Source organism: Streptomyces sp. NPDC107498, from assembly GCF_055582805.1.
In genome coordinates this window covers 1-20509 of record NZ_JBVJPE010000005.1, presented here as the reverse complement: position 1 = coordinate 20509, position 20509 = coordinate 1, and the positions used below count along the sequence as shown (strand labels likewise).

The window sequence follows — 20509 nt, the reverse complement described above, 5'->3', positions numbered from 1 at the left end:
GAGGCGTCCATGACGTCGGGGAACGGCCGGAGCCTGCTGGAACTGATCGACGGGGCCGACGAGCGAGGGCTGGCCGCGGCCGGGCTCGCCTGCCTCGACCGCTGTCTGCCGCTGCTCGCCCCCGACCGGGCCGACGCCCTGCGCCCCGTGTGGGCGGCCGTCGCGCGCGGCGACGGGGGCGCGTGGGGCGAGGCCGTCGCCAAGGCCCGCGTCGACCTCGACGTCGACGGCGCGGAGGACGCCGAGGCCGTACGCCGCATGCTCGCGGAAGCCCCGGTGGCCTGGACCGCCGGGGCCCTGCGCGTCTGGGCCGGCGACTGCTCCGTCGCGGCGCTCGCCCTGCACGGGCGGTACGACGCGGCCGGAGCGCCCGACGGGCTCGTCGAGCGCTGCCGGGCCGGGGACGCGGACGGCGCGGGCCCGCTGCTCGCCGGGGAGCTCCGCCGCCAGCTGGCCGTCCTCGAAACGGCCGCCCACGGCCCGACCGGTCTGCGCCGGGCGCGTGAACTCTCCGTCGAGGGCGGCCGCGTGCTGCGCGCGGTGGTCTCCCGCCGGGCCCGCACCGCCTGACCGGCGGTCAGGCCTCCGGCGCCTGGACCACGACCGAGGCGATCGCCTCGGCGATCTCCCGTTCCGCCGCGGCCTTGTCCAGGCCGAGCCCGCTCAGCACGCCCTGTCCGTCCTCGTGCTCCAGGAGGGCCAGCAGGATGTGCTCGGTGCCGACGTAGTCGTGGCCGAGGCGCAGGGCCTCGCGGAACGTCAGCTCCAGGACCTTCTTCGTGTTCGCGTCGAACGGGATCAGGGCCGGGACCTCCTCGGTCCGCGGCGGCAGCGTCGGGGTCACCGCGTTGCGCACCGCCTCCTCCGTCACGCCGTGCCCGGTCAGCCACCGCATGGCGAGCGACTCGGGCTCGGCGAGCAGGCCCAGGGCGAGGTGACCGGTCGTGACCTGCGCGTTGGCGGCCGCCCGGGCCTCCTCCTGCGAGGCCACGACCACCGTGCGGGCGCGCGGGGTGAAGCGGCTGAACCCGGAGTTCGGGTCCATCTTCTCCGCGTCGGGCTCCTTGGGGACGAAGCGCTTCTGGGCCGCCTGGCGGGTGACGCCCATGCTGCGGCCGATGTCGGTCCAGGAGGCGCCGGAGCGCCGGGCCTGGTCCACGAAGTGGCCGATGAGGTGGTCGGCGACGTCGCCGAGGTGGTCCGCCGCGATGACCGCGCTGGAGAGCTGCTCCAGGGAATCCGGATGGACCTTCTTGATGGCTTCGATGAGTTCGTCGAGACGGACGGGGATCTTCGGGCCGACTGGATTCGTCATGAGGCAACCTTAGGTTGACACCTCTCCACTGTCAACGGTCGGTTGACACTCGAAGGGTGTACTGCGCCCCGGGAGGCGAAAGGTCGCGAGAAAGAGTGAGAAGGAGCGAGAAAAGGGAGACGACCGGGGCCGCCACCCCCCACAGGAGAGGCCCCGGTCGTCGTCCACGGAGCCGCAGCACGGCTCCGTACTCCTATCAGCGCCGGGCATGCGGTTTCTGTCACACCCTCTCGGCCGCCCAGAGGTTGCAAGTTGCACAAAGACCCCGGACCGCGTGGACGGGACACCGCGACACCACGTAGCGTGCAGGTGCGCGAGCCTGCGTGGCGGTGATGACCAGCCGCGATGACGCGGGGCGCGACCACGCTGCCGACGAACAGGGTTTAGGGGAGTGCTGGGGGACGACGCGGAGCTGACGGCCGCGGTGCTCGCTGCGCAGGACGGGGACGAGGACGCCTTCCGTACTGTGTACCGCGCCGTGCACCCCCGGTTGCTCGGCTACATACGCACGCTGGTCGGCGACACGGACGCCGAGGACGTCGCCTCCGAGGCCTGGCTCCAGATAGCCCGCGACCTCGACCGCTTCGACGGCGACGCGGACCGGTTCCGCGGCTGGGCGGCCCGGATCGCGCGCAACCGCGCCCTCGACCACGTCCGGATGCGCGGCCGCCGCCCCGCCGCGGGCGCCGACGAGACCGAACTCACCGACAAGCCCGCCGACTCCGACACGGCCGGAGAGGCCCTGGAGGCCCTCTCCACCGGCGACACCATGCAGCTGATCGCCCAGCTCCCGCAGGACCAGGCCGAGGCCGTCGTCCTGCGCGTCGTCGTCGGCCTCGACGCCAAGAGCGCCGCCGACACGCTGGGGAAACGCCCCGGCGCCGTGCGCACCGCCGCGCACCGGGGCCTCAAGAAGCTCGCCGAGCTCCTCGGGGCCGACGGCGGGCAGGGCGACGGCGCGGGAACCGTCGTCCCCCTGGACGGCGTCCCTCCGCAACGCGGCCGCGTACCGGGGCCCGTGGCCCCCGGCGGTGTGACGCAATCACGTCCGCGTACGCAGAAGGACATGTGATGGCCGACGAGCGGTACCAGTGGCTCGATCAGGAGGCCGCGGAGCGGCTGCTCCGCGGCGAGCCGGTCGAGGCCGTCGACGACCGTGCGCGCGCCGAGGCCCAGCGCCTCGCCGAGGCCCTGGGCACGGCCCGCGTCCCGGCCGTCCCGCCGGCCGCGCGCACCGAACTTCCGGGCGAGGCGGCGGCGCTCGCCGCCTTCCGCAAGGCCGCCGCCGAGCGGGCCGCGGCCGCCGTGTCCGCGTCCGCGGGCCCCGCCACCACCGGCGAGATCGGCCGGATCCGACTCGCGCCCGCGACCGCCCCGGCGCGCCGCTGGGGACGTTCCGTACGGTACGGGCTGGCCGCCGCGGTCGCCGCCGTCACGGTCGGCGGCGTCGCCGTCGCCGCCGGCACGGGCGTGCTGCCGCTGGTCGGCCCCGCGCCCGCGAGCTCCGTCACGGCGGAGGAGACGGCGGACCCGCTCGTCTCCGAGGAACCCGGCATACGCCAGGACCCCGAGACGCCCCCGACGGAACCGGGCGACGGCGGCGACCCCACGCCCGGCTCGTCCCCCTCGGCCGACTCCGGGTCCACCGCCCCCACCCCCCGCGCCCCCGACGGACGCGGCACGGCCACCCCGGCCCCCGGCACCCCGACGCCGGGCAGGACGTCCGGTGGCGGCGACACGGCCGGGACCGGCTCGGCGAACGCCCGCCAGAAGGCCCTCCAGGCCTGCCGGCAGTACCGGACGGGCAAGCTCGACACCGCCGGCCGGCAGCACCTCCTGAACACCCTGCGCAACGGCGACACCCTGCGCGTCTACTGCGACCGGCTCCTCTCCGGCGACGACGGCACCCCCGAGGACGGGGGCCAGGACTCCGGCAAGGACGACTCCAAGGGCGACGGCAAGGACGACTCCGACGACACCTCCGACGGCGACCGCAAGACCGGCCCGAAGGACGGGTCCAAGGGCGGATCCGGCGGCGGCTCCGCGAACGCCGGCGGAAACGGAGACCGGCACGGCGGCACCGGGAACCAGAACGGAGGCGTCCGTCTCGACGCCGGAGCCACCGCCGCGCTGCCCGCGGGAATCACCGCCGGAGCACGTCTTCCGCTCGGGGTGTAACACTTCTCGACCCGTCGGCGCAGTAAGAAGTGCCGACTGGTCATCGGCCGCGCAGAGAGCCGGGGTTCCCCCCGTACCTACGGCTCCGCGCACCCGGCGCGGGTGGGACACGTTCCCCCGGTCCCACCCGCGCCCCTTCCTCTCCCGCGGCTCCTACCAGTGGACGACGACCTTGTCGCCGACCTTCACCTGGTCGAAGAGGGTGGACAGCTTGGCCCGGTCCCGGACGTTGACGCAGCCGTGCGAGGCCCCGGCGTAGCCGCGGGCCGCGAAGTCCGCCGAGTAGTGCACGGCCTGGCCGCGGCTGAAGAACATCGCGTACGGCATGGGCGTGTGGTAGATCGTCGACGTCCACTCCCGCGCCTTCCACTCGACCTTGAAGAGGCCCTCGCGGGTCGGCGTGTTCTCCGAGCCGAAGCGGACGTCCATCGAGGAGACGACCTTGCCGTCGACCATCCAGGCGAGGGTCCGGCTCTCCTTGCTGATGCACAGCACCCGGCCGGTCATGCACCGCGGGTCCGGGGCGTCCAGCTCGTTCGTCGTCGACGGCTTCAGCTCGTCGGCGGTCGGCTTCCGGGTGGCGGAGAGCAACTGCCGCCAGGTCGTCGCGTCGACCGTGCCCGTCTCCGGCAGCGTCCGGCGCGCCTGGAACCCCCTGACCGAGGTCGCCGTCATCGTCCCGTAGAAGCCGGTGGGGGCCCGGTCGAAGAAGTCGAGCTGCCGCAGCCGCGCCTGGAGCTCGCGCACCTGCTCGTTCTCGTCCCCGTCGCCCATGAGGGGCTTGGGGTCGGACACCCCGGTGGAAGGGGACGGCGGCTTGTCGTCCGTGGTGGGCGCGGAGGTCGGGCCGGCGCCGGGCGCGGTGGTCCCGGGCGCGACCGAGCTCGGCGCGGGAGCCGTGCCCGTGCCCGTACCCGTACCGGACGCGTCGGGCGTGCAGCCGGCGGCGAGTGCCACCGCCGCCGCCGCCAGAACCACTCTGCGCATGACGGCCGAAGACCGCTTCATCATTGCCCCCCGAGGTGTGTCGTGTGTACGTAGGGATGCTTCCCGCGCGCGTGCGGTTGCGCGCCCGGGCGGCGAACCGCGCATCCTGTGAGGAAGGAACGGCAGGTCCGGACGGCAGGCCCGGGCCACAGGTCTACGGGAGGCACGGGACATGGCGCGCGAGTCGGAGTCGGGGCTGCCCATCGAGCCGGTCTACGGGCCGGACGCCCTGGAGGGATGGGATCCCGCCGAGAAGCTGGGCGAGCCGGGCGCGTACCCCTTCACGCGCGGTGTCTACCCCTCGATGTACACCGGTCGGCCCTGGACCATGCGGCAGTACGCCGGCTTCGGCACCGCCGCGGAGTCCAACGCCCGCTACAAGCGGCTCATCGCCAACGGCACCACGGGCCTGTCGGTCGCCTTCGACCTGCCGACCCAGATGGGCCACGACTCCGACGCCCCGATCGCGCACGGCGAGGTCGGGAAGGTCGGCGTCGCCGTCGACTCGATCGACGACATGCGGGTCCTGTTCGACGGCATCCCGCTGGGCGGGGTCTCCACGTCGATGACCATCAACGCCCCCGCCGCCCTCCTCCTCCTGCTCTACCAGCTCGTCGGCGAGGAGCAGGGCGTCCCGGCGGACGAGCTGACCGGCACGATCCAGAACGACGTGCTCAAGGAGTACATCGCCCGCGGCACGTACATCTTCCCGCCGAAGCCCTCGCTGCGGCTGATCGCGGACACCTTCAAGTACTGCCGGACCGAGATCCCGAAGTGGAACACCATCTCGATCTCCGGCTACCACATGGCCGAGGCCGGCGCCTCGCCCGCGCAGGAGATCGCGTTCACCCTCGCCGACGGCATCGAGTACGTCCGCACCGCCGTCGCCGCCGGCATGGACGTCGACGACTTCGCGCCCCGCCTCTCCTTCTTCTTCGTGGCGCGCACGACGCTCCTGGAGGAGGTCGCCAAGTTCCGCGCCGCCCGCCGGATCTGGGCGCGGGTGATGAGGGAGGAGTTCGGCGCGAGGAACCCCAAGTCGCTGATGCTCCGCTTCCACACCCAGACCGCCGGCGTGCAGCTCACCGCCCAGCAGCCCGAGGTCAACCTGGTGCGCGTCGCCGTCCAGGGCCTCGCGGCCGTCCTCGGCGGCACGCAGTCGCTGCACACCAACTCCTTCGACGAGGCCATCGCGCTCCCGACCGACAAGTCCGCCCGCCTCGCGCTGCGCACCCAGCAGGTCCTGGCGTACGAGACGGACGTCACCGCCACCGTCGACCCCTTCGCCGGCTCCTACGTCGTCGAGAGGATGACGGACGACGTCGAGGCCGCGGCCCTGGAGCTGATGGAGCGGATCGAGGAGATGGGCGGCGCGGTCAGCGCGATCGAGCGGGGCTTCCAGAAGGGCGAGATCGAGCGCTCGGCCTATCGGATCGCGCAGGAGACCGACAGCGGCGAGCGGGTCGTCGTCGGCGTCAACCGCTACGCGATCGACGTCGAGGAGCCCTACGAGCCGCTCCGCGTCGACCCGGCCATCGAGGCCCGGCAGGCCGAGCGCCTCGCGCGGCTGCGCGCCGAGCGCGACCGGGCGGCCGTGGACGCCGCGCTCGCCGAGTTGAAGAAGGCGGCGGAGGGCACGGAGAACGTCCTCCACCCGATGAAGGACGCCCTCAAGGCGCGGGCCACGATCGGCGAGGTCTGCGACGCGCTTCGCGAGGTCTGGGGCACGTACGTCCCGACCGACGCGTTCTAGTCGGTTCCGCCCGCGGGAACCACGCGACGGCCCCGCTTCCCGTCCGGGGAAGCGGGGCCGCTCGGCGTCCACCGACGGCCGGGACGAGGTGGTCAGGCGCCCAGCGTGATCAGCGCCGCGAGTGCCGGACCGAAGGCGCCGCCCAGCTGGTAGCAGAGGTTGAACAGGCCGATCGCCGTGGGGCGCCGGGCGGGCGGCGCGGCCTGCGTGGCGTAGACCGCGAGCGTGGCCTGGCCCGCGCTCGTCGTGAAGACGGCCAGCGTCGCGACCGGCAGGAGCAGCGGAGCCCAGGGGGTCAGCAGGGCGGTGAGCGGGGCCAGGGCCCCGAGGGTGAGCAGGATCGTCAGGACTCGCGGGCGGCCCAGCCGGGCCGCGGTCGCGGCCAGCACCATGGAGAGCACGGAGCCCGCGAGGAGGGCGACCAGCTGGCCGGTGCCGATCGCGGGGGTCGACCAGTCGGTACGGTCGCGCAGCAGCTGCGGGACGGTGAAGAGCAGCGTGAAGTACGAGGTCGCGAAGGCGCAGGCGAGCAGGGCGGAGAGGGCGAAGGCCCGGGAGCGCAGCAGTGCCGCGGGGACGAAGCCCTCGGGGCGGGACCGGATGTGCAGGCCCAGCAGCGAGGCCGTCAGCAGCGAGGCGGCCACCGCCGGGAGCGGGTGGCGCGGGATGAGGACCAGGGCCGTCGCCGTCAGGACCAGCAGGACGGCGCCCCGGCCGTCGAAGGGGGTGGTCCGCTCGGGTGCGGACAGGTCGGCGCGGCGCATGACCGCCGGCAGGGCCAGGAGGGCGACCGTTCCGACGGCGAGGGACACCCGCCAGGAGGAGGCGCCCGCGACGGCGGAGCCGAGCAGCGGTCCGACCGCGCCCAGCGCCCCGAAGCCCGCCGTGATCACTCCCATGCGGCGGGCCGTGCCCGCCAGGCTCATCGCGGCGGTGATCAGGCCCGCGCCGCCCACCGCCTGGGTCGCCCGGCCCGCCATGGCCAGCGGCAGCCAGGGCGCCAGCCCGACGACGGCGGTGCCGGCCACGATCAGGGTCGCGCTCAGCCGGAGCGCGGTGCCCAGGCCGCGCCGGCGGAGCAGGCCCGCCATCAGCGGGGTGCCGACGGCCATGGCCCAGGCGAAGACCGTGACGAGCCAGGTCGCCGTGGCCGTGCGGATGCCGAGCGAGCCGGCCATGTCGGAGAGGATCAGGACCGGGCTGTTGGCGCTCGCGGCGACCGGAGTGGCCAGCAGCGCCAGCCACGCGGCGGGGACCTGGCGGGACGGCGGAGTCACGGGCGCGGCGGTGGGTGCCTGAGCGGGGGGGCGGGTGCGTGCGAACAGGGACACGGCGGGCTCCGGGTGGCGAGGGGTGCGGGCGGGGCGGGCTCTGCGGGAGTCGGGAGGGCGCGAGGGTTCTGCGGGAGTCGGGGAGGGCGGGGCGCGCCGGCGGCTCGGACCGCGCGGGTCGGGTCGCGGGTCGCACCGCTCGGGCGGATCGGCGGCTCGGGTCGCTCAGACCGTGGTGACGACCTCGTGGTAGGCGAGCCGCGGGGAGCGCGGGTGCCAGGCGTCCGCTCCGGGGCGGCCGATGTTCACGACCATCAGGGGCGTGTGGTCGTCGTCCAGGAACTCCTTCCGCACGCCCGGGAAGTCGAAGCCGGTCATCGGCCCGGCGGCCAGCCCCGCCGCGCGCACGCCGAGGATGAAGTACGCCGCCTGGAGCGTCGCGTTGAGCAGCGCGGACTCCTCGCGGACCGGGCGGTCGGCGAAGAGGACGTCCTTGGCCCGGGGGAAGTGCGGGAGCAGCGTGGGGAGCTCCTCGTGGAACTCGTTGTCGGCGGCGAGGACCGCGATCAGCGGTGCGGACGCGGTCTTGCGCCGGTTCCCCTCGTCCATGAGGTCGAGGAGCCGCTCCCGGGCCTCGTCGGAGCGGATCAGGACCACCCGGAGCGGCGACTGGTTGTAGGCGGTCGGGGCGTACTTGACCAGGTCGTGGATCGCCTGGACCTGGGCCTCGGTCACCGGCTCGTCGGTGAACGTGTTGGCGGTGCGGGCCTCGCGGAAGAGGAGGTCCTGGGCGGTGGGGTGGAGGACGAGCTCGGACATGGGTGTTCCCGTCGTTCAGTCTTGATAATCTCAACGTTGAGATAAAAGCAGCCCGACTCTCTCAACGTCAAGTATCTTAACGTTGAGATAATGTCCAGGAGAGGAGAGACGGCCATGAGCGATGCCGTGGACGCGATCATCGACCAGTGGGCCCGGGAGCGCCCCGACGTCGTGGAGGACCTCTGGCCGGTGCAGCTCTTCGGGCGCATCCAGCGGCTGGCCCGGGTCATCGACAGGACGGCCAGGGCCGCGGCCGCCGAACACGGCATCGAGCACGGTGAGTTCGACGTGCTCACCACGCTCCAGCGCTCCGGACCGCCCTACACCCTCACCGCGGGGGCCTTCATCAAGGCCTCCATGGTGACCTCCGGGGCGATCACCAACCGCATCGACAGGATGGAGGCCAAAGGCCTGGTCGAGCGCGTCCGCGACGGCGACGACCGGCGCACCGTCAAGATCCGCCTCACCGAGCACGGGCACCGGGTCACCCGGGCCGCTTTCGCCGACCACCTGGCGAGTTACGCGCGGCTGCTCGCCGACGTGGACCGCGACCTGGTCGCCGGGACCGCCGACGGCCTCCGTCACGTGCTGGAGGGCCTCGGCGACACCGCCATCGAGTGACGTCCGTCGGGGCGTGCCGGTCTCCGTCTCACGGACCGACACCGGCATGCCTCCGGGTCGCACCGGTGTGCGACACTCCGCTTCATGCTGGGTGTCACCGATCTGCCGACCTATCTCGCCGGGCTCGTCCTCATCATCCTCCTCCCGGGGCCGAACTCGCTGTACGTGCTGTCCGTCGCCGCCCGCAGGGGCACCCGGACCGGGTACAAGGCCGCCGCCGGGGTGTTCACCGGCGACGCCGTCCTGATGACGCTCGCCGCGCTCGGGGCCGCCTCGCTGCTCCAGACCACCCCGCTCCTCTTCATGATCGTGAAGTACGCGGGCGCCGGCTACCTGACCTGGATGGCGATCGGCATGCTGCGGGCCGCCCTGGCCATGTGGCGCACCCGGCACGAGGCCGTCGCCGGGTCCGCCGCCGAGCCGGACGCCGGGCCGTCCGAGCGCCCGTACCGCCGGGCGCTGATCATCAGCCTCTTCAACCCGAAGGCGATCCTCTTCCTGATCTCCTTCTTCGTGCAGTTCGTGGACCCGTCCTACGCCTACCCGGCGCTCTCCTTCCTGGTCCTCGGCACCCTGCTGCAGCTCGGCAGCTTCCTCTACCTGACGACCCTGATCTTCGGCGGCACCCGGCTCGCCGAGGCCTTCCGCCGCCGCAAGCGCCTCTCGGCGGGAGCGACCTCCGCCGCCGGCGCCCTCTTCCTCGGCTTCGCCGCCAAGCTCTCGCTCAGCAGCGCCTGACCGGATCCGCTTGACCCTCACACCGTGTGAGGCCGTTCCGTAGGGGCGTCATGTTCGCCATCGGAGACTTCGCCCGGCACGGGCGGGTGTCGGTCCGGATGCTGCGTCACTACGACGCCATCGGACTGCTGCGCCCGGCCCACGTCGACCCGCACAGCGGCTACCGCTTCTACTCGGCGGACCAGCTCGCCCCGCTCAACCGCGTGATCGCGCTCAAGGACCTCGGCTTCACCCTCGAACAGGTGGGGGCGATCCTCCGGGACGAGCTCGGCGCGGAGGAGCTGCGGGGGATGCTGCGCCTGCGCCAGGCCGAGCTGGAAGCGGCCCTGGAGGCGGCGCGGACCCGGCTCGCCCAGGTCGGTGCGAGGCTCCGCGCCATCGAGAGCGAGGGACGCATGCCCACCCAGGACGTCGTCGTCAAGAAGGTTCCCGCAGTCCGTGTCGCCGAGCTGAGCGCGGTCGCCGCGGGCTTCGGGCCGGAGGACATCGGCCCGGTGATCGGGCCGCTGTACGAGGAGCTGTGCGGCCGTCTGGAGGGCGCGGGCGTCACCGGATTCGGCCCGGCCGTCGCGTACTACGAGGACGCGGGCCGGGGCGACGGCTCGGTCGTCGTGCACGCCGCGACGACCGTGCCCGAGGGCACGGTCGCGGAGGGCGTCGAGGTGCGCGTGCTGCCCGGCATCGAGGAGGCGGCCACCCTCGTCCACCGGGGCTCGATGGACGAGGTCCTGCCGACCGCGCAGACCCTGGCCGCCTGGATCGACACCAACGGCTACCGGTCGGCCGGCTACGCCCGCGAGCTGTACCTGGAGTGCCCGGAGGACCCGGCCGGCTGGGTCTCCGAGATCCAGGAGCCGATCGTCCGCGCCTGACCGCGCGTCCCCGCGGACCCGGGACCCCCGCACGGGTCCCGGGTCCGGTCCTTCCCGGCCCGCTACCTCTTCAGCGCCCTGCGCAGCCGCAGCGCACGGCGCGCGAGCCGGCGGACCTTCGGGTGGCGGGGGATCGGCAGGCCGCCCGGCAGGTTCAGGACGGTGAGGCGGCGCCGGGTGAAGTGGTGCCGGGTGCGCTCGGCGAGCGGGCCCGAGAGGTGCCGCACCGCCGGTTCCCGCAGCTCCGGACGTATCTTCGGCTGCATCGCGAAGCCGACCGCCGCGACCAGGTCGTTCAGCTGCTCCGTACCGATCCTGGCGTCGCCGCCGTCGCCCTCCTCCAGGGGCGGGACGACCGCGTCGACGACCGTGAGCGGGATCCGGTTGCTGTTCTGGAACGGGGTGAGCCGCTCCAGGAGGGCGCGCGTGCCGACCCGGGCGGCCGGCATCCCGTAGAAGGTCGCCGCCGTGAGCAGCGCCGTGGAGAAGCAGCCGACGACGAGCGCGGGCCGCAGCTCGCGGTAGAGCACCTCGGCGAGCACCGGCCGGTGCTCGACGGTCAGCTCGGCGCCGAGCTCCTCCGCCACCTCCACCAGCGCCCGCGACCAGGCGTCCGGGGCCGTCGGGTGCGGCTTGAAGACGAGCCGCCGGTGGCCGCGGGCGATCGCGCCCCGCACCATCCGCAGGTGCAGCTCCTCCTCCTCGGCGGCGGTCAGCAGGTTCAGCGCGGCCAGGTACTGGCCGAGGAGCAGCGCGGGGCCCTCCTGCGCGCCGGCGGCGGGAGGTCCCGCCAGCTCCTCGACGACCTTGGTGAAGGCCTCCGTCGGCACCGCCTCCGGCACCGCCCCGAACTCGGCGAGCAGCAGCGGCGCGAGCCCCGGGACGAGGTCCAGGTGCAGCAGCCGGCCCACGCGGCCGCCGATGAGCGGGTCGATCTTGTTGCGGGTCGGGCCGTAGCTCATCAGACCGTCGGCGTACACCGTGATCGGCGCGTCGGGCAGCAGCTGGGCGATGGCGAGCGCGGGCGTGACCTGGAGCGATTCGAGGGCGAGTTCGACGCGGTCGTCGCCGAGGTCCCAGACCCTGCGCAGATGGCGCTGGAGGAGCGGCAGGTCGCTCGCGCGCGGGGTCCAGCCGGCCGGGTGGAGCGGGGAGATCGTCTCGTTCCAGGACAGGACGGAGTCGAAGCGGCCGCGCAGCCGCTCGAAGCCCTCGGCCTCGTCCAGGGCGGGGGTCGTCTCCGGCACGGCCGCGTTGTTGGTGACGAGGAGGATCCGGCGGTCGGCGGGACCGAAGCAGCCGCTGTCGAGCGCCGCGGCGAGCGTCACGGCGCCGTAGAGCGTGGAGGCGCAGAAGACCTGGGTGGTCCGGCGGGCGCTCACGCGGCCACCTCCGTGCCCGCGCCGGCCGCCGGCTCGCGGACCGGTCCCGTCGGCGGCGGCGCGGGCCGGCGCCTGCGCAGTCGGCGCAGCAGCGTCGCGCGGTCCCCGCCCATCGCGGTCAGGGCCTCGTCGAGGACCCCCTGCGGCATCCGCCGCAGCGCGCCCGCGCTCATGGCCCTCAGCTGACGCGCCACGTCGGGCTCGAACCGTTCGACGGAACCGATGTGGTGGGAAATCACCGCGCAATACGTACGGACGGCCTTGGGAAGAAGGAGATCCGCGTCCGGGTCCTCCGCCGTCTCCTCGATCACCTGGTCGAAGGCGCGGATGAAATCCAATTGCCGGACGTCGCCGATCTGGGTGAGCGAGGTCGCCACCCCGCGCCGGTAGAACACGCCGAGTTCCCCGATCGCGGCGAACGATTCCGCCTCGCGGTGGAGTTTCCAGATCCACGGCCGGTCCTCGGCGGTCCGCAGCCCGTGCGGGAAGTGCAGCAGGCCCCGGTCCAGGAGCCGCCGGTGGTAGATCCCGGCCCAGGCGTACGGGTAGTCGACCGAGGTCGTCCGGTGCGCCGGCAGGATCGCGTCCCGCGGGCGCAGCACCTCGCCGCGCCGGGGGACCGGCACCCGGCGCACCGCGCGGTTGCGGCCGGTGACCGTGACGTGGTCGGTGCGCAGGAAGTCGCAGCGCAGCGACTCGGCGGCGGCGACCAGACGGCCGTAGTAGCCGGGGGCGAGCCAGTCGTCCCCGTCGAGGAAGGCGACGTACTCGCCGCGGGCGGCGTCCAGGCCGGTGTTCCGGGCCGTGGCGAGGCCCTCGTTGTGCTCGTGCCTGATCAGGACGGCACCCGGGATCTCGCGCGCGGCCCGTCCGAGGAGCTCGGGAGTCCCGTCGGTCGAGCAGTCGTCGACCAGGAGGAACTCGAAGTCCTCGCGGGCGTTGGCCCGCAGGCTCGTGAGGGTGTCGGGGGCGTATGTCTGCACGTTGAAGAACGGCACGACGACGGAGAGCTTGACCACGCGGCCGACGCTAGGCGCCGCCCCGGCATTCCCCCCGACCGCCGGGAATCCTTTCGGTGAACACCAAGCGGCGGGCCGATTAACCGCCTTTCCCCACAAGGGGAATCGGCCTTCCCGTGTCCGAAAGACGAACCGCTTCAGCGGGCGGAGAGGCTCTGTTCACCGTTTGTTGTGACTCAGTTGGGCCGAAAAGCGGAATGCCCTTCTAGCGTCCTCGACGTGCCAGCAAGTACCAGAGAAGCGGTACGGGTCGCCGTACTCGCCGACTCCGACACCCGGTGGAAATGGGGCGCCCTCACCGCGCGCCGCATCACCGCGGCGACCGCCGAACCCACCGGCTTCGTCCTGCGCGGACGGGCCACGCCCACCGCGCGCCAGCTCGCCGAGACCGGGGTGTCCCGGGTCGCCCCGCGCGAGGTGACGGGCGCGGACTTCCTGCGCGCGGTACGGGACGCGGAGGCGCGCGGCGAGGGGTTCGACGTCCTCGTGCTCGCCCTGGTCGGCGGCACCGTCCGGGCCGTCCTCCAGGGGCTCGCCGACCTCTCCCTGGAACGGCGCCCGGTGATCGTCACCGGCTACGTCGGCGTCGTCTACGAGAAGCTGACCGACGGACTGCTGCTGCGCCACGGCGCCGACGTGGTCCTCGCCAACTCCCGCCACGACGCCGAGCGGTTCCGCGCCGTCTACGAGGGCGTGGGCGCCGGCGCCGACTCGGTCGTCGAGGCCGCGCTGCCCTTCCTGGGCGGCGCCCCGCACGCTCCCGAGGCCGGCCGCGACGCGCTGGTCTTCGCCGCCCAGCCCTCCGTGCCCGCGACCCGGGCCGAACGGGCCTACGTGCTGCGGCGGCTGATCGCGCACGCCCGTCTCCACCCGGGGCGCGAGGTGCTCCTCAAGCTCCGCTCCAAGCCGGGCGAACACACCACGCACCTGGAGGAGTTCCCCTTCCAGAAGCTGGTGCGCGAGCTCGACCCGCCGGCCAACTTCCGGCTGGTGTACGGGCACATGGGCGAGGTCCTCGACCGCACCGACCTGCTGGTCACCGTCTCCTCCACGGCCGCGCTCGAAGCGCTCCACCGCCGGATCCCCACCGCGATCCTCACCGACCTCGGGGTCCGCGAGGCGCTCGGCAACCACCACTTCGTCGGCTCCGGCCTGCTGACCTCCTTCGACCGGCTGGACGAGGGGGACGTGCCGGCACCCGACGAGACCTGGCTCGCCCGGCAGGGCGTGGCGTCCGACGGGTCGTACGAGGAGGCCTTCGACGCCGCCCGCGACCGGGTCGCCGCGCTCCTGGCGCTCCCCGCGCTGCCCCCGATCACCCCCTACTACACCGCGGAGACGGCCCCCGGCTACCTGCCCGGGATCCTCGCCCGCCACCGCCTGGACGTCACCGCGCCCGAGCCCCGCGAGAGCGGGCTGCGCCGGGTCGTCCGGGAGGCCGCGCGGGGCGCGTACCGCCACGGCGTGCAGCGCGTCGCCCCCGTCATCCGCCGCCTGGGAGAACTGTGATGTCGTCCCCGACCGTGCTCGCCGTCATCCCCGCCCGGGGCGGCTCCAAGGGCGTGCCCGCCAAGAACCTCGCCCCGGTGGCCGGGGTCCCCCTGGTGGCCCGCGCCGTCCACGCCTGCCTCGGCGCCCGCGCCGTCACGCACGTCGTGGTCTCCACCGACGACGAGGCCATCGCGGCCGCGGCCCGCACCGCCGGGGCCGAGGCCGTCCGGCGGCCCGCCGAGATCGCCGGCGACACGGCCACCAGCGAGGCCGCGGTCCTGCACGCCATGGACGCCTTCGAGGCCGTCCACGGCCGCCCGGCCGACGTGGTCCTCCTCGTCCAGTGCACGAGCCCCTTCCTGACCTCCGCCGAGGTCGCCGAGACCGCCGAGCGCATCACCTCGGGCGCCGCCGACACCGCCTTCACGGCCGCCCCGTCCCACGGCTTCCTCTGGCGCGACCCCCGGGACGGCGCGACGGGGGCCGTCGGCGTCAACCACGACAAGGCGCACCGTCCGCGCCGCCAGGACCGCGAGCCCGAGTACCTGGAGACCGGCGCCGTCTACGCGATGGACGCGGCCGGCTTCCGCACCCACGGCCACCGCTTCTTCGGCCGCACCGCGCTCGTCGTCACCGACCCCGCCCGGGTCCTGGAGATCGACGACCCGCACGACCTCGCCCGGGCCAGGGCCCTCGCGCCGCTCCTCGACGAGCCCGTCACGCCCGGCTTCGCCGATGTCGACGCCGTCGTCCTCGACTTCGACGGCACCCAGACCGACGACCGGGTCCACCTCGACGCCGAGGGACGCGAGTTCGTCTCCGCGCACCGCGGCGACGGCCTCGGCATCGCGGCCCTGCGCCGCGCCGGACTGCCCGTCCTCATCCTCTCCACCGAGCAGAACGCCGTGGTCGCCGCCCGCGCCCGCAAGCTCAAGATCCCCGTCCTGCACGGCATCGACCGCAAGGACCGCGCCCTCAAGGAGTGGTGCGAGACCGAGGGCATCGACCCCCAGCGCGTCCTCTACGCCGGCAACGACGTCAACGACCTGCCCTGCTTCCACCTCGTCGGCTGGCCCGTCGCGGTGAGCAGCGCCCACGACTCCGTACGGGCCGCCGCCCGCGCGGTCACCGTCACCCCGGGCGGCGCCGGAGCGATCCGCGAGATCGCCGCCTGGCTCCTCGGACCCGAGCTCGACACCCCCAACTCGCCCAACCCGTAAGGAACGATCATGAACTCCCGTCTGCGCACCCTCGGCACCAAGACCGCCGGCCCGGGCCACTCCGTCTACGTCTGCGGCGAGATCGGCATCAACCACAACGGCGACCTCGACAACGCCTTCAAGCTGATCGACGTGGCCGCCGAGGCCGGCTGCGACGCCGTCAAGTTCCAGAAGCGCACCCCGGAGATCTGCACCCCGCGCGACCAGTGGGACATCGAGCGCGACACCCCCTGGGGCCGGATGACGTACATCGACTACCGCCACCGCGTGGAGTTCGGCGAGGACGAGTACCGCGCCATCGACGCGCACTGCAAGGAGCGCGGCATCGACTGGTTCGCCTCCCCGTGGGACACCGAGGCCGTCGCCTTCCTGGAGAAGTTCGACGTCCCGGCCCACAAGGTCGCCTCCGCCTCCCTCACCGACGACGAGCTGCTGCGCGAGCTGCGCGCCACCGGCCGCACGGTCATCCTCTCCACCGGCATGTCGACGCCGAAGCAGATCCGGCACGCCGTCGAGGTCCTCGGCAGCGACAACATCCTGCTCTGCCACGCCACCTCGACCTACCCGGCCAAGGCCGAGGAGCTCAACCTCCGCGTCATCCAGACGCTCCAGGAGGAGTACCCGAACGTCCCGATCGGCTACTCCGGCCACGAGACCGGCCTCCAGACCACGCTGGCCGCCGTCGCCCTCGGCGCCACCTTCGTCGAGCGCCACATCACCCTCGACCGCGCCATGTGGGGCTCCGACCAGGCCGCCTCCGTCGAGCCGCAGGGCCTCCAGCGCCTGGTCCGCGACATCCGCACCATCGAGACCGCGCTCGGCGACGGCGTGAAGAAGGTGTACGAGTCGGAGCTCGGTCCGATGAAGAAGCTCCGCCGGGTCCAGGGCACCGACGCCGCATGACCGGGCAGCTGGCGTTCGTCGAGAGCCCGGTCCAGCTCCTGAACGTCCTGGAGTGGGCGCACACGCGGAGCCCCGGGGGCCGTACGGCCCCCCCGACCGGCGGACCGGCGGACGCCGCACCGCCCCTCATCGTCGTCGTCCTCTCGCCGACCGACCCCATGTCGCGGGGCCAGCTGCGCCGGATGGCCCAGCTGGCCCGCGACCAGGGCCTCACCGTCCGCTGGCAGGAGGCCCGCGGCGGCCGGGGCGCGCTCGTCCGCACCCTGCGGCAGCTCGCCCGGCCGCTGCGCTCGGCGGAGCGGGTGATCATCGGGGACCCGTTCTCCCGGTACGTCCAGCTGCTCCTGACCCTCTTCGCCCCCCGGCACCTGACGGTGGTCGACGACGGCACCGCGACCATGGAGTTCGCCGCCCAGCTCGGCCGCGGCGAGCGCCTGGTGCGCTGGCACCGCAAGGGCAGCCTGGGCCCCCGCGAGCTGGTCCTCGCCCCGGTCACGACCCTCGCCCGGCGCCGGCTCGCCCCCGCCCGGAACCGCACGGTCGAGATCTTCACCTCGCTGCCCGTGGAGGCCCCGCCGGGCGTCACGGTCACCGAGAACGCGTACGCCTGGACCCGGGACACCTTCGGGCCGCCACTGCTCACCGGCGGCGCGGACCTGGTCGGCACCTCGCTGGTCGAGACGGGCGTCGTCGACGCCGACCACTACGCGCGCGTGGTGCACGAGCTGGCCCGCGCCCACGGAGCCACCCGGTACTTCGCCCACCGCAGGGAGAGCGCCGAGAAGCTGCACCGGATCGCGGTCGAGACGGGCCTCCAGGTGGTCCGGCCCGACCTGCCCCTGGAGCTGATAGCCCGACGCGGCCCCATCGGGCGCACGGTCGTCAGCTTCCCGTCCACGGTCGTGCACACCCTGCCCCTGGCCCTCGCCGGGACGGGCGTGAAGGTCGCCGTCGTCGAGATAGCGCCCGAGTGGCTGCGGGCGACCGCCTCACCGCGCGCGCAGGGCTTCCTGTCGGGCGTGGCGGGCACGGCGGCCCACGAGGTCGACCGTCTCAGCGCCCGTGTGACGAATCACACGGACCGTCTCGAATTCGGCTGAGTATGCCCACTGGGAGTGACCTTCATGCCTGAGAAACCGAGATTCTTTCCCCTAACGGGCTGAACTTTTTGTGATCAACGGGCAGTTGACCTCTCCACGGGCCTACCCTTCAAAGGGTGAACCAGTTGAAGTCCCGTGAGCCAGGCTCCGTCACCCTGCCCGGAACGCTGTCCGAAACCCTGCGCGCCGAACTCGTCGCCTTCCGCAGGGACTTGCACATGCACCCCGAGCTCGGGAACCAGGAGTTCCGTACGACCGCCGCGCTCAAGGCCCGTCTGGAGGCGGCCGGCCTCGCGCCGAAGGTCCTGCCGGGCGGCACCGGGCTCCACTGCGACATCGGCAGCCGGGCCGCCGGCCGGTCCATGCTCGCGATCCGCGCCGATCTCGACGCCCTGCCCATCCCCGACGTCAAGACCGTCGCCTACCGCTCCACCGTGGCCAACCGCGCCCACGCCTGCGGACACGACGTCCACACCACCACCGTCCTCGGTGCCGGACTCGTCCTCGCCGAGCTCGACCGCCAGGGCCTCCTGCCGAACGCCGTGCGGCTCGTCTTCCAGCCCGCCGAGGAGGTCCTGCCCGGCGGCGCCGCCGACGTCGTCGAGGCCGGGATCCTGGACGGCGTCGGCCGGATCATCGCCGTCCACTGCGACCCCCGGGTCGACGCCGGGAAGATCGGGCTCCGGGCGGGCCCCATCACCTCCGCCTGCGACCGCCTGGAGGTCACCCTCGACGGCCCCGGCGGCCACACCGCCCGCCCGCACCTCACCACCGACCTCGTCACCGCCGCCGCCCGGGTCGCCACCGACGTCCCCGCCGTCCTCGCCCGCCGCGTCGACGCCCGCTCCGGCCTCTCCGTCACCTGGGGCCGCATCGAGGCCGGCCACGCCCCCAACGTCATCCCGCAGCACGCCGAGCTCTCCGGCACCGTCCGCTGCCTCGACCTGCCCGCCTGGCGGGACGCGCCCGACCTGGTCCACGCGGCGATCGACGAGGTCGCCGCCCTGCACCGGGCCAAGTCGACCGTCACCTACGTCCGCGGCGTCCCCCCGGTCGTCAACGACCCGGCCGTCGCCGAGCTGCTCCGCGACGCGATGGCGGCCCGTCGCGGACCGTACGCGATCGAGGACACCGAGCAGAGCCTCGGCGGCGAGGACTTCTCCTGGTACCTGGAGCACGTCCCCGGCGCCATGGCCCGCCTCGGCGTCCGCACCCCCGGCGACACCCGGGTCCGCGACCTGCACGCCGGCGACTTCGACGTGGACGAGCGGTGCATCGAGGCCGGCGTGGAGCTCTTCACGGCCGCGGCCCTCCTCGACGCCGCGCCCCGGGGTTGACCTCCGGCCGGACGGACCGCCCGCTCGTCCGTCCGGCCCACCGCCGTCCCACGGCCGGCCCAGCGCCCGGCGTGTCGCCTCCCGGCCCCCGTCCGGACGTCCGCCCCCGGCGGTATAACCGGCGGTACCGGGCCGAACGCCCCCGGTCGCTTCGACTGGCCGGTTCGCGACGATCCGATAACGACTCATGAACGGGTCTTTAACTGACATCTACGCGCGTTACGATCGCCGCGAAACCAGCGCCGGAAGAGGCGCTTTCGGTCAGTCTTGAAGGGACCCTCCTCTTGCGCCGGATCACCAGGATCACGACCGTGGGCATCGCCTCCGCGGCGCTCGCCCTGTCCGTCACCGCGTGCGGCAAGTCGTCCAGCGGTTCGAGCTCGAGCTCCAGCTCGTCCTCGACCTCCGGCGCCGTCAAGGCCGCCATCGCGTACGACATCGGCGGCCGTGGCGACCAGTCCTTCAACGACGCCGCGTACGCCGGCCTGAAGAGGGCCGAGGACGAGCTCGGCGTCAAGGGCGCCGAGGCCGAGCCGTCGCAGGGCGAGAGCGACGCCGACAAGGTCGCGCGCCTCACCTCGCTGGCCCGCGCCGGGAACAACCCGGTCATCGGCGTCGGCTTCTCCTACGCCCCGGCCATCGAGAAGGTCGCCAAGTCCTTCCCGAAGACCACCTTCGGCCTCATCGACGACACGTCGAAGACCGGCCCGAACATCGCCAACCTCGTCTTCAACGAGGAGCAGGGCTCCTACCTGGCCGGCGTCGCCGCCGCCAAGGCGTCCAAGTCCGGCACGGTCGGCTTCATCGGCGGCGTCGAGGTCCCGCTGATCAAGAAGTTCGAGGCGGGCTACACGCAGGGCGTCAAGGCCACCAACCCCAAGGCGAAGGTGCTCGTCCAGTACCTGACCCAGCCGCCGAACTTCGACGGCTTCTCGAAGCCCGACCTCGGCAAGGCCGCCGCGCAGGGCCAGCTCGACAAGGGCGCCGACGTGATCTACGCCGCCGCCGGTCTGGCCGGCTCCGGTGCGATCGAGGCCGCCTCCGCCGCGGGCAAGTGGGCCATCGGCGTCGACTCCGACCAGTACAAGCAGGCGGGTCTGGCCTCCTACAAGGAGCAGATCCTGACCTCGGTCACCAAGGACGTCTCGGGCTCCGTCTTCAACCTGATCAAGTCGGTCAAGGACGGCAAGCCGCAGACCGGTGAGATCCGCTACGGCCTCGCCACGAACGGCGTCGGCCTGGCCGACTCCAACCCGGCGTTCACGAAGATGACGGACCTCATCGCCGCGGTGGACAAGGCGAAGAAGGACATCGTCGACGGCAAGATCACGGTCAAGACCGCTCCGTAAGGACACCAGGTCACGACCTGAGCCCGGGCCCGGGGGGGGGGGGGGGTTTTTTTTTTTTTGGGGTTCTTTTTGGTTTTTGTTTCCCCTTCTGTGCTACTTTCCCTCCCCCCCTCCCCCCCTTCCCCCCCCCCCTCGCCCCAAAAAAAGAGGACCC

The 20509-nt window shown here is 73.4% G+C and carries 19 protein-coding genes; 13 read left to right on the top strand and 6 right to left on the bottom strand.

The window, feature by feature from the left end; all coding sequences use genetic code 11:
• Nucleotides 1-9: 9 nt before the first annotated feature.
• Nucleotides 10-570 carry a hypothetical protein gene (locus ACZ66Z_RS10465; RefSeq protein ID WP_469933589.1) on the top strand — a complete coding sequence of 187 codons (561 nt, stop codon included), beginning with the start codon at nucleotides 10-12 and terminating at the stop codon, nucleotides 568-570.
• 7 nt (nucleotides 571-577) lie between these two features.
• Here the strand turns inward: ACZ66Z_RS10465 and ACZ66Z_RS10460 are convergent, their stop codons facing one another.
• A complete protein-coding gene (locus ACZ66Z_RS10460) occupies nucleotides 578-1315 on the bottom strand; it encodes a Clp protease N-terminal domain-containing protein (protein ID WP_469933588.1) in 738 nt (245 codons plus the stop codon).
• 391 nt (nucleotides 1316-1706) lie between these two features.
• On the opposite strand from ACZ66Z_RS10460, the gene ACZ66Z_RS10455 reads away from it, so the two are divergent.
• Both ACZ66Z_RS10455 and ACZ66Z_RS10450 read left to right on the top strand, forming a co-directional pair.
• Nucleotides 1707-2387, top strand: a complete 681-nt coding sequence (locus ACZ66Z_RS10455; protein ID WP_469933587.1) for an RNA polymerase sigma factor — start codon at nucleotides 1707-1709, stop codon at nucleotides 2385-2387.
• Nucleotides 2387-3493: a hypothetical protein gene (locus ACZ66Z_RS10450; protein ID WP_469933586.1), complete on the top strand. Its 1107-nt coding sequence runs from the start codon at nucleotides 2387-2389 to the stop codon at nucleotides 3491-3493. The genes ACZ66Z_RS10455 and ACZ66Z_RS10450 overlap by 1 nt, the downstream gene beginning before the upstream one ends.
• A gap of 153 nt (nucleotides 3494-3646) precedes the next feature.
• Here the strand turns inward: ACZ66Z_RS10450 and ACZ66Z_RS10445 are convergent, their stop codons facing one another.
• Nucleotides 3647-4480: a L,D-transpeptidase family protein gene (locus tag ACZ66Z_RS10445; protein WP_469933585.1), complete on the bottom strand. Its 834-nt coding sequence runs from the start codon at nucleotides 4478-4480 to the stop codon at nucleotides 3647-3649.
• 172 nt (nucleotides 4481-4652) lie between these two features.
• Between ACZ66Z_RS10445 and ACZ66Z_RS10440 the strand changes: the two genes are divergently transcribed.
• Complete coding sequence (locus ACZ66Z_RS10440; RefSeq protein WP_469933584.1) at nucleotides 4653-6233, top strand: acyl-CoA mutase large subunit family protein; 1581 nt, start codon at nucleotides 4653-4655, stop codon at nucleotides 6231-6233.
• A gap of 92 nt (nucleotides 6234-6325) precedes the next feature.
• Here the strand turns inward: ACZ66Z_RS10440 and ACZ66Z_RS10435 are convergent, their stop codons facing one another.
• Nucleotides 6326-7510 carry an MFS transporter gene (locus ACZ66Z_RS10435; RefSeq protein WP_469933583.1) on the bottom strand — a complete coding sequence of 395 codons (1185 nt, stop codon included), beginning with the start codon at nucleotides 7508-7510 and terminating at the stop codon, nucleotides 6326-6328.
• Nucleotides 7511-7729: 219 nt separating this feature from the next.
• Nucleotides 7730-8323, bottom strand: coding sequence for a malonic semialdehyde reductase (locus tag ACZ66Z_RS10430; RefSeq protein WP_469933582.1), 594 nt, complete (start codon nucleotides 8321-8323; stop codon nucleotides 7730-7732).
• 114 nt (nucleotides 8324-8437) lie between these two features.
• Between ACZ66Z_RS10430 and ACZ66Z_RS10425 the strand changes: the two genes are divergently transcribed.
• The 3 genes from ACZ66Z_RS10425 (at nucleotide 8438) to ACZ66Z_RS10415 (ending at nucleotide 10554) form a co-directional block, all read left to right on the top strand.
• Nucleotides 8438-8944, top strand: a complete 507-nt coding sequence (locus ACZ66Z_RS10425; protein ID WP_469933581.1) for a MarR family winged helix-turn-helix transcriptional regulator — start codon at nucleotides 8438-8440, stop codon at nucleotides 8942-8944.
• A gap of 84 nt (nucleotides 8945-9028) precedes the next feature.
• Nucleotides 9029-9682, top strand: a complete 654-nt coding sequence (leuE, locus tag ACZ66Z_RS10420; protein WP_469933580.1) for a leucine efflux protein LeuE — start codon at nucleotides 9029-9031, stop codon at nucleotides 9680-9682.
• Between the two features lie 50 nt (nucleotides 9683-9732).
• Nucleotides 9733-10554 (top strand): MerR family transcriptional regulator, encoded by an 822-nt coding sequence (locus tag ACZ66Z_RS10415; protein WP_469933579.1) that lies wholly within the window; start codon nucleotides 9733-9735, stop codon nucleotides 10552-10554.
• A 62-nt stretch (nucleotides 10555-10616) separates the two neighbouring features.
• Here the strand turns inward: ACZ66Z_RS10415 and ACZ66Z_RS10410 are convergent, their stop codons facing one another.
• The gene (locus ACZ66Z_RS10410; RefSeq protein WP_469933578.1) at nucleotides 10617-11936 is read right to left on the bottom strand and encodes a polysialyltransferase family glycosyltransferase; all 1320 of its coding nucleotides are present in this window, start codon (nucleotides 11934-11936) and stop codon (nucleotides 10617-10619) included.
• A complete protein-coding gene (locus ACZ66Z_RS10405; protein ID WP_469933577.1) occupies nucleotides 11933-12955 on the bottom strand; it encodes a glycosyltransferase family 2 protein in 1023 nt (340 codons plus the stop codon). The genes ACZ66Z_RS10410 and ACZ66Z_RS10405 overlap by 4 nt, the downstream gene beginning before the upstream one ends.
• Before the next feature lie 219 nt (nucleotides 12956-13174).
• Here ACZ66Z_RS10405 and ACZ66Z_RS10400 point away from each other — a divergent pair, with 219 nt between their 5' ends.
• The 6 genes from ACZ66Z_RS10400 (at nucleotide 13175) to ACZ66Z_RS10375 (ending at nucleotide 20355) form a co-directional block, all read left to right on the top strand.
• Nucleotides 13175-14464, top strand: a complete 1290-nt coding sequence (locus ACZ66Z_RS10400) for a DUF6716 putative glycosyltransferase (RefSeq protein ID WP_469933576.1) — start codon at nucleotides 13175-13177, stop codon at nucleotides 14462-14464.
• Nucleotides 14464-15666 carry a cytidylyltransferase domain-containing protein gene (locus ACZ66Z_RS10395; RefSeq protein ID WP_469933575.1) on the top strand — a complete coding sequence of 401 codons (1203 nt, stop codon included), beginning with the start codon at nucleotides 14464-14466 and terminating at the stop codon, nucleotides 15664-15666. The genes ACZ66Z_RS10400 and ACZ66Z_RS10395 overlap by 1 nt, the downstream gene beginning before the upstream one ends.
• A 9-nt stretch (nucleotides 15667-15675) precedes the next feature.
• On the top strand, nucleotides 15676-16569 hold the full coding sequence (locus tag ACZ66Z_RS10390; RefSeq protein ID WP_469933574.1) for an N-acetylneuraminate synthase family protein: 894 nt from the start codon (nucleotides 15676-15678) through the stop codon (nucleotides 16567-16569).
• Nucleotides 16566-17669: a hypothetical protein gene (locus ACZ66Z_RS10385; RefSeq protein WP_469933573.1), complete on the top strand. Its 1104-nt coding sequence runs from the start codon at nucleotides 16566-16568 to the stop codon at nucleotides 17667-17669. Before ACZ66Z_RS10390 ends, ACZ66Z_RS10385 begins: the two co-directional genes overlap by 4 nt.
• A gap of 116 nt (nucleotides 17670-17785) precedes the next feature.
• Entirely contained in the window at nucleotides 17786-19006 is a 1221-nt protein-coding gene (locus ACZ66Z_RS10380) for an amidohydrolase (protein WP_469933572.1), read from the top strand.
• 284 nt (nucleotides 19007-19290) lie between these two features.
• On the top strand, nucleotides 19291-20355 hold the full coding sequence (locus tag ACZ66Z_RS10375) for a BMP family lipoprotein (RefSeq protein WP_469933571.1): 1065 nt from the start codon (nucleotides 19291-19293) through the stop codon (nucleotides 20353-20355).
• Nucleotides 20356-20509: the final 154 nt, after the last annotated feature.

Coding starts and splice junctions, on each gene's coding strand:
- ACZ66Z_RS10445 (WP_469933585.1), bottom strand. CDS start 4,480: ATGCGCAGAGTGGTTCTGGCGGCGGCGGCGGTGGCACTCGCCGCCGGC.
- ACZ66Z_RS10390 (WP_469933574.1), top strand. CDS start 15,676: ATGAACTCCCGTCTGCGCACCCTCGGCACCAAGACCGCCGGCCCGGGC.
- ACZ66Z_RS10460 (WP_469933588.1), bottom strand. CDS start 1,315: ATGACGAATCCAGTCGGCCCGAAGATCCCCGTCCGTCTCGACGAACTC.
- ACZ66Z_RS10440 (WP_469933584.1), top strand. CDS start 4,653: ATGGCGCGCGAGTCGGAGTCGGGGCTGCCCATCGAGCCGGTCTACGGG.
- ACZ66Z_RS10395 (WP_469933575.1), top strand. CDS start 14,464: ATGTCGTCCCCGACCGTGCTCGCCGTCATCCCCGCCCGGGGCGGCTCC.
- ACZ66Z_RS10450 (WP_469933586.1), top strand. CDS start 2,387: ATGGCCGACGAGCGGTACCAGTGGCTCGATCAGGAGGCCGCGGAGCGG.
- leuE (WP_469933580.1), top strand. CDS start 9,029: ATGCTGGGTGTCACCGATCTGCCGACCTATCTCGCCGGGCTCGTCCTC.
- ACZ66Z_RS10425 (WP_469933581.1), top strand. CDS start 8,438: ATGAGCGATGCCGTGGACGCGATCATCGACCAGTGGGCCCGGGAGCGC.
- ACZ66Z_RS10465 (WP_469933589.1), top strand. CDS start 10: ATGACGTCGGGGAACGGCCGGAGCCTGCTGGAACTGATCGACGGGGCC.
- ACZ66Z_RS10430 (WP_469933582.1), bottom strand. CDS start 8,323: ATGTCCGAGCTCGTCCTCCACCCCACCGCCCAGGACCTCCTCTTCCGC.
- ACZ66Z_RS10415 (WP_469933579.1), top strand. CDS start 9,733: ATGTTCGCCATCGGAGACTTCGCCCGGCACGGGCGGGTGTCGGTCCGG.
- ACZ66Z_RS10385 (WP_469933573.1), top strand. CDS start 16,566: ATGACCGGGCAGCTGGCGTTCGTCGAGAGCCCGGTCCAGCTCCTGAAC.